This is a genomic window from Burkholderia sp. KJ006 (genome assembly GCF_000262695.1).
GTDB lineage: Bacteria > Pseudomonadota > Gammaproteobacteria > Burkholderiales > Burkholderiaceae > Burkholderia > Burkholderia vietnamiensis.
Genome location: NC_017920.1, coordinates 774,363 through 787,772, shown reverse-complemented (window position 1 = coordinate 787,772; position 13,410 = coordinate 774,363). Strand labels below are relative to the sequence as shown.

Genomic DNA, 13,410 nt, shown 5'->3' with positions numbered 1-13,410 from the left:
TCCATAAGCGCACCGCGAGCCCGCAGCGCCCGGCCCGAGGCCGGGCCGCGCGAGCCGCGGCGCGACGCTTACTGCCCCTGCTGCTGCAGTTGCTGCTGCTTCATCTGCAGCGTGCGCGCCTGCAGCTTCAGCACGCGCTGCAACGCGCCGCGGTTCGCGAGGATCCCGTCGTAGAAGCTGCCGAGATCGCCCTTCAGCGCGGTTCGCGACGCATCGTTCAGATAGATCATGTGCCCCGACGGGTAGTTCTTGATCGTCAGGTTCTGCGCCTTGAGCGTCGGATCGAGCGGCATCTGCGCGAGCGTCAGCTCGGTCTGGTGGAACGGCGTGACCGCGTCGAAATAGCCGTTCGCCGACAGCACCTTCAGGTCCGGGTTGACGCTCATCGTCGCCGCCAGGTCGCCGGCCGTGTACAGCGTATTGCCACCGCCCTTGTTCGCGCCGGTCGGGTCGGTGTGGCTGAAGTCCCAGTTGTTGAACACCTGGTCGTTCAGATCCACGAACGACGACGTCGACGTGTACTTGAGATCGGTGTTGATGTAGCTGTTCCACAGCACCGTGTACGCGCCGCCGACGTTCGTGATCGACGGATCGTTGCTGCCCGAGTTCGGCAGGATGTACGGCGCGATGCCCTTGCCCGTGAAGTTCGCGCGGCCGTCGTACTGGCCGATCTGGGTGCCGGGCACGAGCGTCAGGAAGAACGTGTACGGCGGGTTGTCGTCCGACGACGGCACGTTGCCGAGCGCGGCCGGGTTGCCGAAGGTCTGGATCAGCGTCGTCGCGTCGGTGCCAATGTACGCGCCCATCTGCTGCGCGGTCCGCTGGTTCAGGTTCAGCCGCACGTTCACGAAGCCGCCGTCCTGCGGGTTCGGCTTCTGCGCGAGCGGCGCGAGCGTGTCGTCCGCGTAGTGGCGGGCCTGCGCCATGTACGCGTCGAGATCGGTCGGCGCCGGATTGAGCGTCGTCTTCTTCCAGTAGAACGCGTCGGCCGCGAGCGTCGGGAACGTGCCGGGCGCGGACAGCGCATTCGCATAGTCGAGGATCGACGACTGCAGCGTGATCCCGTTCAGGTCGATGCCGTCCTCGTGCAGCACCCACGACACGACCGCGCTGCGCGCCGTGCCGTACGACTCGCCGAACAGGAACTTCGGCGAATTCCAGCGCGAATACTTGGTCAGGTAGCGCTGGATGAAGCGGTCGATCGAGCGCGCGTCCTGGTCGGTGCCCCAGAAGTCCTTGTTCTTCGCCGGCGCGATCGCCGTCGAGTAGCCGGTGCCGACCGGGTTGATGAACACCAGATCGGTGCGATCGAGCAGGCTGTCGGGGTTGTCGAGCAGCTTGTACGGCGCGGGCGGCGTGAAGTTCGGAAACGACGATTGCAGGCGCTTCGGCCCGAACGAGCCGAGCAGCAGGTAGACCGACGACGAGCCCGGCCCGCCGTTGTAAAAGAACGTGACCGGGCGCGGCTTCGACGGGTCGGGATTGTCCTGCGTGTAGGCGACGTAGAACATCTTCGCGTTCGGTGCGGACGTGACCGGATCGATCGTCGTCAGGTGGCCGGTCGTGGCCGTGTACTGGATCGTCTTGCCGCCGATCGCGACCTGGCGATGCACGACCGCGGCGCCTTCGGCCGAGTCGGTGACCGCATCGTCCGGGCCGGTGCCGTAGACGTCGTCGTCGACGTACGGCTGGTCCGCGGGCACGGCGGCCGGGGCATTCGTCGTGGCGGACGTGCTGCCGTTGGCCGCCGTCACGGCCGCCGCGGTGGCGGCGCTCGGGCCGGAGCCGTCGTCGCCGCCGCAGCCGGTGACGAGCAGCGCCGCGGCCGCCGCCGCCGCGAGCGGCACGCTCAGTGTCGTTCCAAATAGCGCGAAACCGTCTTTCAAGGACTTCCGTGTCGTCATTATTGCCTCTCGAATAGAACGATAAATACCGTCGGCGCAAAGGATCATTTGCGCCGACGCTCCGCACCGGGAGCGCATTCGTTTTGCGACGCACTCCGAGTTTTTTACCGCCCCGGCCATTGCCGGCCGGCACGATTTACCCCACCCGTATTTCGAATGCACGATGGAATCAATTCCATCGGGAACGACGATTCAATAATCGACGGCCGCGCGCGCATGCTGCGCCAATGCGTCGCGCCGAAATGCAACGGCAAATACTTGCCCGGCCTGACCCGCACGGCCATGCACGCGTCGCCCGGAATGGACGAGCAATCCCCTTCGGCGACATGCCGATTAACCGGAACAAGCGGTCAATCGAGACGCGAGCCGATTTAATAAAACCGAAAGGATCGAATAACTATTTGGAAAGAAATATCGCCGATAAGGTAATTTATTAAATTAAGTGAAAATCTCGGCGAATAATAGAAGCGGGGTTTTGGGCCGTAAAGTAATAATTTGTTACAGCGCGGACCGGTCGATGAGGAGTGAACGCCGAAGCGATTTCCAGCGCCAAAAAAGAAAAAGCCGGACGACCATCCGGCTGCGGGGAATGCGGCGCGGCGCGCCGTCAGAGCGGCACGTCGATCGCGCCGGCGCCGGCCGCGATCGCGTTCGCACCCGGCGCCGTCGAGATCGGCGGCAGGTTCGCGCTGGTCAGCGCCGGCGCGGCGCCCGGCGTGCCGCCGCGCGGCACCGTGCGGATCACCTGCGACGGCGGCAGCGGCGCGCCGCTCTTCAGATGCCGCCACATCAGGTTCAGCGCCTGCACGTTGTAGTAGTGGACCGGCACGAAGCGCGTGTCGAAGCCCGCGACCGGCAGGAACGCATCGAAGTGCTGCCCGTTGGTCACCTCGTAGAACACCAGCTGGCTGCGCCCGCCTTCGCTGATGCTGTTCTGCGCGACGTACGCGCGCGACGCGTGGTTCACCGGCACGAGCGCGTCGCTGCGGCCCTGCACGATGATCGCGGGCTTGCCCTGCAGGTTCGCGTTCACGCGCACGGCCTCGACGTTCGCCGGCATGTCGAGCATCCCGTTGGTCCACAGCTGACGCAGGCATAGCGCGCCCGCGAAGCTCGCGTCGGGCGTCGCGAGCCGGTGGTCGACGCCCGCGCCGGTGTTGAACACGAGGTTGATGCCGGCCGTCGGCGGCACGCCGTTGCCGAGGCCGAACACGGCCGGCATCGGCGACGCGGCAGGCGCCGCCACCGCGCCGGTCGCCGCATTGGTCGTCGCGAAGCTGAAGTTGCACAGGTTGTCGGCGACGCTCGAGCGCGTGTACGCGTTCGCATAGGTGACCGCGATCGCCGGAATCGCCTGCGAATCCCACATCGACGCCTGCAGCAGGTCCGAATCGGCGAGGTAGCCGGCCGCATGCAGTTGCGCGAGCGCGTCGGCGGCCTGGCTCTGCGTATCGGCGCCCGATACGAGCCCGGCTGCGGCGAGCGTCGCACAGCGCTGCGTGCGGATCGACTGCGTGGTCGCGAGCGGCAGCGCGCTCAGATAGGGCTCGCTCGCGAGCGACGCCGACGCGGCCGCGCACGGCTCCAGCAGGTTCGCGAGCGTCGCGTAGTCGGCCAGCGGCCGGCCGAACGACGGCACCGGCCGGCCGCTTTCGCGCACGACGGCGTTCGGCGCCATCCGCACGTTGATCTGCGGCTCGCCGACCACCACCGCGGTGATCCAGCGGCGCGTGTCCTGTTCGGCCGCCGCGAGCGCCGCGCCGCCGCCGTTGCTCACCGACGCGGCGATCGTCGTGATGTCGCCCGCGCGGTAGCGCACGCCGCGATGCGAGCCGTCGACGAGCGGCGCGAACTGTTGGTTGAGCGCCCAGTATGCGAATTCGACCGACTGCAGCGTCGCGCGGCCCCAGTCGTGCTCGGGGTTCTGCTGCGAATGGGCGTGCTTGAACGCGTAGCGGTTCGGGAAGCGGCTGTTGAACGCGGCGAGGTCGCCGCTCGTCAGGTTGGCGGTAAACAGGCTCGCGCTGCCGGCCAGCACCGCGTTGGCGAGCGTGCCGTCGATCAGCGTGACGGTGTTGGAGCCGAGCTCCTGCGCGCCGTTGCCGCCGCCCTTGTCGTTGTATGCGACCGCGCAGCCGCGCTTGAGGCCCCATTCGCCGGCCGCGGAAATGGCGCCGTACACGCCGCGCGAGCCCGACGACGTCGCGGTGACGATGCACGGCTGCGCGGGATCGAAGCTCGCCGGCACCTGCACGAGCAGCGTCACGTTCTTGCGGCCGCTGCCGTCGTCGGCATACGCGAGATATTCGGTGCCGGCGATCTTGCCTTCGCCGAGCGTGTCGTTGCCGTCGAGGTCGACGTTCGGCCCCCAGAAGCGGCCGTATCCGCCGTTCGCGCTCATGTCGACGAGCGCGCGGTAATTCGACCAGATCGCGACGCGGCGCAGCTCGGCGGCGGTCGGCCGCGACGGGTCCGCGAACGCGGGCGCGGCGGCGGACGCGAGGCCCGTCTTGCCGAGGCCGGCCGTCAGCAGGTCGTCGCTCGCGCCGTCGTACGCGGTCGTGCGCACCGAGCCCGACACGAACACGGGCAGCTGGTTGCGCTCGGCCGTCTCGTCGCCGTTGCAGGCGCCCAGCATCGTGAGTGCGGCGAGCGCCGCGCCGACAAGAATTCGACTACCCCACCCGTGCGTGTCCATTGCCGCCCTCTCAGTGTCGATATCGATATCGTTATCGGCCGGCCGCCGCGTCGTGCGCGGCGCACGGCCCTGAAGCGCAAACGGGCCCCGGCACGCCGGGGCCCGCCGGAAAGCAGGCGCTTGCGGCGCGCTCGCGCGCCGCCGCCCCGCATTATTGCTGCTGGACCGTCAGCTTGTTCGTGACCGACGTCACGCCGTGTACGCTTTTCGCTGCCTCTTCCGCCTTGTCGATCTGTGCCTGGTCGGGCACGGTGCCCTCCAGCGTGATCGCGCCGCCCTTCGAGCGGACGACCAGGTTCGCCACGTCGACGCCGCCTGCCTTCGTAATGGCCTTGCGCACCGCGTAGCCGAGCTTGCGGTTCGCCTTCTTCGCGGTCTTGGCCGCGGCCTTCGGCGAGCTCGCCGCCGCCTCGGTGGCCGCCGCATCGCTCGACTGCGCGTACACGCTGCCCGTCAGACAGGCCGCCACGGCCGCAACACCCAACGCTCTCAACACGATCGACTTCATGCTATCTCCTTGTGACTTCGGAACGGCCGTGCACAGTACGGCCGGATACCCCCAAAGGCAGCCGGCCCGCGCGCGAAGGGGCGGGACGGCCGATGATTTCCACGGCGATGCGAGAGAGGCGACACGGGCCGGCGGCCGGCGCACGCAAATGCGGGCCGGCCGGGCCGGACAGCCGCCGGCCGGACGCGCCCGGTCTCGTTGGGTGCCGGGTCGCGCGCGAATCGGTCGCGGCTGCGACGCACAATGTAATCCAGCGCCCGCGGAAGCGCAAAGACTTTGACGCGCGAGCGCGCGAAGCCGGCCCAGCGACGCCGGCGGGCAAAATCTCCGGCCCCCGCACGGCGCACAACCGGCGCACAACCCCCACTCGCGCCAACGACGCGAAACCAGGTACCATCGCCGGCTGAACCCGCATCGTTGGCGCCGCTCGTCATCGATGCGTCACGGCCGTGTCATCTGTCGATTTCCATGAAGCCTGCCAGCCCGCGTCCACCCCGCCGCATCCTCGCCCGCTTCGTCGCGGTGTCGTGGCGCGACCTCGCGCTGTCGATCGGCCCCACCGTGCTGCTCGCGGCGGCGGCCGTGTGGCTCGCGGTCAAGCTGATCCAGCCCGCGCCGCCGTCCACGCTCGTGATTTCGGCCGGGCCGCCCGGCAGCACGTACTGGAACGCCGCGCAGAAATACAAGGCGATCCTCGCGAAGAACGGCATCACGCTCGACGTCGAAGCGTCCGAGGGCTCCGCGCAGAACCTCGCGCGGCTGTCCGACCCGAACGCACCGGTCGACGTCGGCTTCGTGCAGAGCGGCATCGGTTCGAAGGAACGCGACGAGCAACTGGTATCGCTCGGCAGCATCGGCTACGTGCCGCTCGCGATCATGTATCGCGGCGCGGTGGTCGCGCGCCTGTCCGATTTCAAGGGCAAGCGGCTCGCGCTCGGCCCGCAGGGCAGCGGTGCACGCGAGCTGAGCCTCGCGCTGCTGAAGATGAACGGCATCGTGCCGGGCGGCCCGACCGAGCTGCTGCCGATCGCCGGCGAGGACGCCGCGACCGCGCTGCTCGACGGCAAGATCGACGCCGCGTTCCTGTCCGGCGATTCGACGCAGATCCCGGTGATGTCGAAGCTGTTCCGTGCGCCGGGCGTACACGTGTACTCGTTCACGCAGGCCGAAGCGTACGCGCGCCGCTTCCCGTACCTGACAGCGATCACGCTGCCGATGGGCGTCTACGATCTCGGCCGCAACCTGCCGGCCAGCGACATCCACACGGTCGCGCCGACGATCGAGCTGGTCGCGCGCGACACGCTGCATCCGGCGCTGTCGGACCTGCTGATCGAGGCCGCGCGCGAAGTGCACGGCCACGCGACGATCCTGCAGCACGCCGGCGAATTCCCGTCCGCGATCACGCGCGGCTTCCCGCTGTCCGACGACGCGGCGCGCTACTACAAGTCGGGCAAGAGCTTCCTGTACCGCCGGCTGCCGTTCTGGGTCGCGAGCCTCGTCGACCGGCTGCTGGTGGTCGTGGTGCCGCTGATCGTCGTGCTGATCCCCGGCCTGCGGCTCGTGCCGTCGCTGTACGGCTGGCGAGTGCGCTCGCGGATCTATCGCTGGTACGGCGCGCTGATCGCGCTCGAGCGCCGCGCGCTCGGCGAGCACACGGCCGACGAACGCGTGCACCTGCTCGAGGAGCTCGACGATATCGAGGAAGCCGTGAACCGGATGAAGATGCCGCTCGCGTACGCGGGGCAGTTCTACGTGCTGCGCGAGCACATCGGCTTCGTGCGCGAACGGCTGAGTGCGCACGAGCCCGACGCGCCCGCGCGCATGTCGGACGCGTCGCAGCCGCCCGCGGCCGCCGCGCCGCCGACTGCCGAAACCCCTCGGGCGACTCCGGGTTCCGCGTGAGCGGCCGATCCGCGATCATTACCGCATCCGCGCGCCACCGCGTAACATGAAGGCCGCCGCCAGGCGCGCACGCCCCACCCCTCTGGAGATCGTCATGACAACCGGCCTTGACACCGCCCAACCCGCCTGGTTCTACGACTTCGTGTCGCCGTTCTCCTACCTGCTGCTCGAACAGCACGACAAGTGGCCCGACGTGCCGTTCGAGCCCGTCGCCGTGGCGCTGCCCGACCTGCAGCGCCATTGGGGACAGCGGCCGAGCGCCGACGTGCCGGCCAAGCGCGTGTTCACGTACCGCCACGCGCTGTTTCGCGCCGAGCAGCTCGGCATCCGCTTCAAGATGCCGCCGGCGCATCCGTTCGACACCGACAAGGCGCTGCGCCTCGCGATCGCGATGCGCGCCGACATCGGCACCGTGCTCGAGATGTTCCGTTTCATCTGGCACGACGGCAACGATCCGTCGACGCCCGCGGGATTCGCCGCGCTGTGCGAGCGCGTCGGCGTCGGGCACGGCGACGAGTTGATCGAATTCGAGGAAACGAGCGCGCAGCTGCGCCGCAACACCGACGACGCGATCGCGCTCGGCGTGTTCGGCGTGCCGACCTTCTGGATGAACCAGCAGCTGTTCTGGGGCGAGGATGCACTGCCGATGGTGCTGTACTGCGCACGCACGCCGAACTGGCTCGAGTCGGGCGAGGTCAAGCGGATCAGCACGCTGCCGAAGGGCCGCGCGTGATGCCCGGTATCACGCCCGCGCGCGGGCGGCTGCGGTAAGGTTACGCTTCGCCCGCACAACCCTGCATCGATGGAAGACGACCGCACCGCCTCGCTCGACATCTGGCTCGTGCGCGTATTGCGTACGCTGCTGCTCGAGCGCAGCGTCACGCAGGCCGCGCTGCGGCTGAACCAGACCCAGCCCGCGATCAGCACCGCGCTGCGCAAGCTGCGCGAAACGCTGAACGATCCGATTCTCGTGCGCGGCAAGTCGGGCATGGTGCCGACCGAGTACGGCGCGTCGCTGCTCGGCGCGGCGTCGCGCGCGCTGCGCGAGGTCGACTTCATCGCGACGCCGCACGGCGACTTCGAGCCGTCGTCGGCGCGCCGCACGTTCCGCGTCGCCGCGCCCGACTATCTGAACGATTTCTTCATGCCGACGCTGATCGCGCGCTTTCGCGACGCGGCGCCGCATGCACATCTGGAAATCGACTCGCTGAACCCCGCGCTCGATCATGCGGGCGCGCTCGAAACGGGCGCGCTCGATCTCGTGATCGGCAACTGGCCGAAGCCCGACCCGCGCTTCGCGCGCCAGGACCTCTTCTCCGACACGATCGTGTGCCTGATGCGCGCGGCCCATCCGCTCGCACATGAGCCGCTCACGCGCGATGCGTATGCCGCGGCCGCGCACGTCGCGCCGACGCCCTACACCGGCGACAAGCGCAATGCGATCGAGATCGGTCTCGCGCGTGCGCAGCTCACGCGCCGCGTCGTGACGACGCTGCCGTACTTCGGCATCGTGCCGCAGGTGCTGCTGCAGGCGGACCTGATCTTCACGACGACGCGCCGCTTCGCGACGCACTACGCGCAGTTGCTGCCGCTCGTCGTGGTCGAACCGCCCGTGCCGTTTCCGCGTATCAGGAGCTATCTGCTCACGCATCCGCAACCCGATCGCCCGACCGACATCGCGTGGCTGTGCGCGCTGATGCAAAGCGTGTCCGACGAACTGACCGCGGCGCGCGTGCGCAAGCGCTGAATCAGCTCACTCGCGTTCCGGTTCGGGGCCGCGCCGGCGTTCAGGCCGTGCAGAAGGTTTCCTGCAGATGCGTCCAGCGCACCGCGCCCGTGGCATCGCGCTGGAACACGGCGGTCGCGCGCCGTGCGGGCAACGCACCCGACGCCGCGTGCTGCGATTCCAGATAGGTGAGCACCGCATGCGATGCGTCGGCCGCGAGCACGCGAACGTCCGACAGCGCGATGCGCAGCCCCGGCTTCGCGCCGCCCAGCTTCGCGAACAGCGCGTGCGTGCCCGCGTGGTCGAACACGCGGCCGTCGGTCATGATCATCGTGAAATCGGCGGCGAAATCGGCGAGCAGCGCATCGACGGCCGCGGGCTCGGAATCGGCGCCGGACAGCCAGCGCTCGATGGCGACGACGCTCGCGGAAAGTGCATCGAGATAGATCTGCGGATCGGACATGCGGTGTGCAGGGAAAAACGCGCGGCCCGGTGCCGCACGATCTGCGGAGTGTAGACGAATGCGTGCGCAGCTGGCGTCGTTACCGCAAGCAACAACCGCTCAGCGCTCCGCTTTCTCCGGCGTTGGGTATCAGCTTTCGAATGGGTTCAGAACGCGTGCGCCCGTTCCGGCGAAATCATCGACGTTCCGCGTCACGACGATCAGGTCGTGGATCAACGCCGTTGCCGCGATCAACTTGTCGAGCGAGTGCTCGGGATGCGGGACGCGCAGGCGTCCCCACAACTGCCCGATCTCTTCGTCCACCGCCAGAATGTTCGACGCAAACTCCCGAAGTACGCCATCGAGCCAGTTTTCAAGGCGCGTCGCCTGGGACTTGTCGCCACGGTGACGGATGATTTCCACACCGCGCCGCAGTTCGCCAACCGTCACCACGGAAAGGTACAGATCGGCATCGTCCTGCGCGGCCTTGCGGAAAAACGCCATCACACCTTTATCTGCTCGCTCCCGCTTCCGTACTTCGCTGATGACGTTGGTATCAACCAAAAACATTCGCTGCCTCGCCGTCATCCACGCGCGCAAAATCGGCATCGGTTCCGACGTTCGGGATACTCATCAACACCTGCGCGAACGTCTTGCGCTGCGGCGCGCGCAGCGCCTTTGCCAGGATCTCTCGATGCTCGGCCTCCGCACTACGCCCGTTGGCTGCGGCCCGCTCGCGCAGGCTTTGGACGAGTTCCTCGTCCACATTTCTCACCAGAAGAGTTGCCATGCTTCACCTCCACATCCGAGTTGATATCAATGCTAGCACTCTTCGCGGAAGCTGCAAGCACTGATCGCCTTTCAGGGTGGCATTCGTCGAATGCCTCAGCACGTGACCGTCACGGCCGCCTTGGAAATAACGGCTCCAACACGGACGGTTTCGGCCGAAGCCGCGGTCAAGCAACGATGACGCTTCCGGAGTGACGGCCTCGGGTGATCCATCCGAACGGATGCGCCCGCATAAATCCAACAGATTGGCCGATCGTGCAAGGCGGCAAAGTCTTCGCACGACGCCAGCACGGCATCGCATGCTCGGCCGTTCAGAGCCGCCGCCGCTTACTCCACACTACCGGCGCTTTCACGATGGTTCGGCGAACGGCGCGCGGGTACCTTCGAGCGCACCTGCAACAACTCCGCGCACACGGCCACCGCGATCGCGCCCGGCGCCTTGTCGACGATGCCGGCCACGCCGATCGGACACACCATCTCCGCGAGCCGCACCGCATCGACGCCGCGCGCGACGAGCCGGCGCTCGAACTTCACGCGCTTGGTACGCGAGCCGATCATGCCGAAATACGCGAAGTCGTGCCGCCGCATGATCTGCGCGGCGAGCGCGAAGTCGAGCGCGTGGTTGTGCGTCATCACGAGGAAGTACGCGCCCGCGGGCGCCGCATCGACCACCGCTTCCGGCGTGTCGGTCGGCTCCGGCTGCACGTTCGGCGGACATTCGTCGGGAAACAGCTCGTCGCGCGTGTCGACCCACTGCACGACGCACGGCAGCGCGCCGAGCAGCGTGACGAGCGCATGCCCCACGTGCCCCGCGCCGAACAGCACGATGTGCATCGGCGGCGGCGCCGCGGTTGCGCGATTGCGCTGGCCGGTGCCGCGCGCGAACGGCGGCAGCTGCGACGGCGCGCTGCCGCACGCGCCGTCGTCGCATTGGACGGCGGGCGCCTGCGCCGCGCCATGCGGCGAACGAGCGCGGCCGTTCATGCCGGCCTCCGCCGGGCCGTCCCGACGACGCCGAGCGCCGGGCGGAAGCCGGCGCAAGAAGCGAGCGTGAAGAGGCGATGCATCATCTCACCCTGCCCGCGCGGCGCTCGCCGCACGCACCGCGTGCACCGCGCGCAGGATCGCCTCGCCGGTCGCCGGCGCGTCGAGCGGCGGGTTCACGCGGTAGTCGCCGACCGCGGCGATCGCGTCGCGCACCGCGAAGAACACCGAGAACGGCAGCAGCAGCGGCGGCTCGCCGACGGCCTTCGAGCGGTGAATGCTGTCCTCGACGTTGCGGTTGCGGAACAGCCGCACGTTGAACGCGGGCGGCGTGTCGTTGACGGTCGGGATCTTGTACGTGGACGGCGCGTGCGTCATCAGCTTGCCGCCCGCGTTCCACCACAGCTCCTCGGTCGTGAGCCAGCCCATCCCCTGGATGAACGCGCCTTCGACCTGGCCGATGTCGAGCGCGGGATTGAGCGAGGCGCCGACGTCGTGCAGCGCGTCCACGCGCAGCGTGCGCATTTCGCCCGTCAGCGTGTCGATCACGACCTCCGACACGGCCGCGCCGTACGAGTAGTAGTAGAACGGCCGGCCCTGCAGCTTCGACTGGTCCCAGTACAGCTTCGGCGTCGCGTAGAAGCCGTCGGACCACAGCTGCACGCGCGCCAGATACGCGCTCGCGACCACGTCGGCGAACGGCACGCTGGTCGCGCCGACCCACACCACGTCGTTGCCGAACTTCACGTCGGCCGCCGCGACGCTGCCGTCGCCGAACCGCTTCGCCGCGAACGCCGCGAGCCGCTCGCGCAGCTGGCGCGCGGCATCCTGCGCGGCCTTGCCGTTCAGGTCGGAGCCCGTCGACGCGGCGGTAGCCGACGTGTTCGCCACCTTGCTCGTGTCGGTCGCGGTCACGCGAATCCGGTCGAAGCGGATGCCGAGCTCGTGCGCGACCACCTGCGCGACCTTCGTGTTGAGCCCCTGCCCCATCTCCGTGCCGCCGTGGTTCACGAGCACCGAGCCGTCGGTGTAGATGTGCACCAGCGCGCCGGCCTGGTTGAAATGCGTCACGTTGAACGCGATGCCGAACTTCACCGGCGTGAGCGCGATGCCCTTCTTCAGCACCGCGTTGCGCGCGTTGAATTCCCTGACGGCCGCGCGGCGCGCGCGATAGCCGCTCGTCGCCTCGAGCTCACCGAGCAATTCGTGCAGCACGTTGTCCTCGACGGTCTGCCCGTACGGCGTCACGTTGCGCTCGGTCTTGCCGTACAGGTTCGCGTAGCGCACGTCGAGCGGATCGCGGCCGAGCGCGCGCGCGATGTCGTCGAGGATGTACTCGATCGCGAACGCGCCCTGGGGGCCGCCGAAGCCACGGAACGCGGTGTTCGACTGCGTGTTGGTCTTGCCGCAGTAGCCGGCGATGGCCACGTCGCCGAGCCAGTACGCGTTGTCGAAGTGGCACACCGCGCGCGTCATCACCGGGCCCGACAGGTCGGCCGAGAAGCCGCAGCGCGACGTCATGTCGAGCGCGACGCCGTCGATGCGGCCGTCGTCGTCGTAGCCGACGTCGAAGCGGTAATGAAAGTCGTGCCGCTTGCCGGTGATCATCATGTCGTCGTCGCGATCGGGACGCAGCTTCACCGGGCACAGCAGCTTCCATGCGGCGAGCGCGGCGCAGCACGCGAACAGGCCCGACTGCGATTCCTTGCCGCCGAACCCGCCGCCCATCCGGCGGCATTCGACCAGCACGTCGTGCGACGCGACGCCGAGCACGTGCGCGACCAGGTGCTGCATCTCGCTCGGATGCTGCGTCGAGCAGTACACGTGCATGCCGTCGTCGTCCTTCGGCACCGCGTAGGCGATCTGCCCTTCCAGATAGAACTGCTCCTGCCCGCCGAGATACATCTCGCCGGACTCGCGATGCGCGGCCGCCGCGAGCCGCGCGGGCGCGTCGCCGCGCGCGAGCTTCAGCGGCGGGATGACGTACGACTCGGCGTTGCGCGCGTCCTGCGCGGTGAGGATCGCGGGCAGCTCTTCGTAGTCGACCTGCGCGCGGCGCGCGGCGAGCCGCGCGATGTCGTGCGACGTGGCGACGACGATGAACATCGGCTGGCCGACGAACTGCACGACGCCGTCGGCGAGCACCGGGTCGTCGTGGACGATCGGCCCGCAGTCGTTGACGCCCGGAATGTCGGCGGCCGTGAACACGGCGACGACGCCGGGCGTCGCGCGCACCGCGTCGAAGTTCATCGACACGATCTTCGCGTGCGGCTTCGCGGACAGGCCGAGCGCCGCGTGCAGCGTGCCGGCGACGAGCGGGATGTCGTCGGTGTAAGTGGCGCGGCCGCTCACGTGCAGGTGCGCGGATTCGTGCACGCGCGACACGTGGACCTGCGCGCCGTCGGTCTGCGCATCGAGCGCGGTCAGGAACGGTTCTGCTTGCTGGTTCATGTTCGG

At 68.5% G+C, this 13,410-nt stretch carries 11 protein-coding genes; 3 read left to right on the top strand and 8 right to left on the bottom strand.

The features are described from left to right. Positions 1-68: 68 nt before the first annotated feature. The 3 genes from MYA_RS03560 to MYA_RS03550 form a co-directional block, all read right to left on the bottom strand. On the bottom strand, positions 69-1,904 hold the full coding sequence (locus MYA_RS03560) for a S10 family peptidase (protein ID WP_041493761.1): 1,836 nt from the start codon (positions 1,902-1,904) through the stop codon (positions 69-71). Positions 1,905-2,511: 607 nt separating this feature from the next. Then, the gene (locus MYA_RS03555; RefSeq protein ID WP_014722534.1) at positions 2,512-4,602 is read right to left on the bottom strand and encodes a 3-hydroxybutyrate oligomer hydrolase family protein; all 2,091 of its coding nucleotides are present in this window, start codon (positions 4,600-4,602) and stop codon (positions 2,512-2,514) included. Between the two features lie 151 nt (positions 4,603-4,753). Next, positions 4,754-5,110, bottom strand: a complete 357-nt coding sequence (locus tag MYA_RS03550) for a BON domain-containing protein (protein WP_011883473.1) — start codon at positions 5,108-5,110, stop codon at positions 4,754-4,756. A gap of 468 nt (positions 5,111-5,578) precedes the next feature. Between MYA_RS03550 and MYA_RS03545 the strand changes: the two genes are divergently transcribed. From MYA_RS03545 to MYA_RS03535, 3 genes are all read left to right on the top strand, one after another. Then, positions 5,579-7,012, top strand: a complete 1,434-nt coding sequence (locus tag MYA_RS03545; RefSeq protein ID WP_011883471.1) for a TAXI family TRAP transporter solute-binding subunit — start codon at positions 5,579-5,581, stop codon at positions 7,010-7,012. Between the two features lie 94 nt (positions 7,013-7,106). Then, positions 7,107-7,745, top strand: a complete 639-nt coding sequence (locus MYA_RS03540) for a 2-hydroxychromene-2-carboxylate isomerase (protein WP_011883469.1) — start codon at positions 7,107-7,109, stop codon at positions 7,743-7,745. A gap of 69 nt (positions 7,746-7,814) precedes the next feature. Beyond that, positions 7,815-8,759: a LysR family transcriptional regulator gene (locus MYA_RS03535; RefSeq protein ID WP_011883467.1), complete on the top strand. Its 945-nt coding sequence runs from the start codon at positions 7,815-7,817 to the stop codon at positions 8,757-8,759. Between the two features lie 40 nt (positions 8,760-8,799). Here the strand turns inward: MYA_RS03535 and MYA_RS03530 are convergent, their stop codons facing one another. From MYA_RS03530 to xdhB, 5 genes are all read right to left on the bottom strand, one after another. Then, entirely contained in the window at positions 8,800-9,201 is a 402-nt protein-coding gene (locus MYA_RS03530; protein WP_014722533.1) for a polyketide cyclase, read from the bottom strand. A gap of 129 nt (positions 9,202-9,330) precedes the next feature. Further along, positions 9,331-9,750, bottom strand: a complete 420-nt coding sequence (locus tag MYA_RS03525) for a type II toxin-antitoxin system VapC family toxin (protein WP_011883463.1) — start codon at positions 9,748-9,750, stop codon at positions 9,331-9,333. After that, positions 9,737-9,970 carry a FitA-like ribbon-helix-helix domain-containing protein gene (locus MYA_RS03520; RefSeq protein WP_011883461.1) on the bottom strand — a complete coding sequence of 78 codons (234 nt, stop codon included), beginning with the start codon at positions 9,968-9,970 and terminating at the stop codon, positions 9,737-9,739. Before MYA_RS03520 ends, MYA_RS03525 begins: the two co-directional genes overlap by 14 nt. A gap of 326 nt (positions 9,971-10,296) precedes the next feature. Further along, positions 10,297-10,953, bottom strand: coding sequence for a xanthine dehydrogenase accessory protein XdhC (xdhC, locus tag MYA_RS03515; RefSeq protein WP_011883460.1), 657 nt, complete (start codon positions 10,951-10,953; stop codon positions 10,297-10,299). Positions 10,954-11,040: 87 nt separating this feature from the next. Beyond that, the gene (xdhB, locus tag MYA_RS03510) at positions 11,041-13,404 is read right to left on the bottom strand and encodes a xanthine dehydrogenase molybdopterin binding subunit (RefSeq protein ID WP_014722530.1); all 2,364 of its coding nucleotides are present in this window, start codon (positions 13,402-13,404) and stop codon (positions 11,041-11,043) included. Positions 13,405-13,410: the final 6 nt, after the last annotated feature.

Bases quoted from the DNA above. Each gene is read 5' to 3' on its own strand.
- MYA_RS03560 (WP_041493761.1), bottom strand. From the start codon at position 1,904: ATGACGACACGGAAGTCCTTGAAAGACGGTTTCGCGCTATTTGGAACG.
- MYA_RS03555 (WP_014722534.1), bottom strand. From the start codon at position 4,602: ATGGACACGCACGGGTGGGGTAGTCGAATTCTTGTCGGCGCGGCGCTC.
- MYA_RS03550 (WP_011883473.1), bottom strand. From the start codon at position 5,110: ATGAAGTCGATCGTGTTGAGAGCGTTGGGTGTTGCGGCCGTGGCGGCC.
- MYA_RS03545 (WP_011883471.1), top strand. From the start codon at position 5,579: ATGAAGCCTGCCAGCCCGCGTCCACCCCGCCGCATCCTCGCCCGCTTC.
- MYA_RS03540 (WP_011883469.1), top strand. From the start codon at position 7,107: ATGACAACCGGCCTTGACACCGCCCAACCCGCCTGGTTCTACGACTTC.
- MYA_RS03535 (WP_011883467.1), top strand. From the start codon at position 7,815: ATGGAAGACGACCGCACCGCCTCGCTCGACATCTGGCTCGTGCGCGTA.
- MYA_RS03530 (WP_014722533.1), bottom strand. From the start codon at position 9,201: ATGTCCGATCCGCAGATCTATCTCGATGCACTTTCCGCGAGCGTCGTC.
- MYA_RS03525 (WP_011883463.1), bottom strand. From the start codon at position 9,750: ATGTTTTTGGTTGATACCAACGTCATCAGCGAAGTACGGAAGCGGGAG.
- MYA_RS03520 (WP_011883461.1), bottom strand. From the start codon at position 9,970: ATGGCAACTCTTCTGGTGAGAAATGTGGACGAGGAACTCGTCCAAAGC.
- xdhC (WP_011883460.1), bottom strand. From the start codon at position 10,953: ATGAACGGCCGCGCTCGTTCGCCGCATGGCGCGGCGCAGGCGCCCGCC.
- xdhB (WP_014722530.1), bottom strand. From the start codon at position 13,404: ATGAACCAGCAAGCAGAACCGTTCCTGACCGCGCTCGATGCGCAGACC.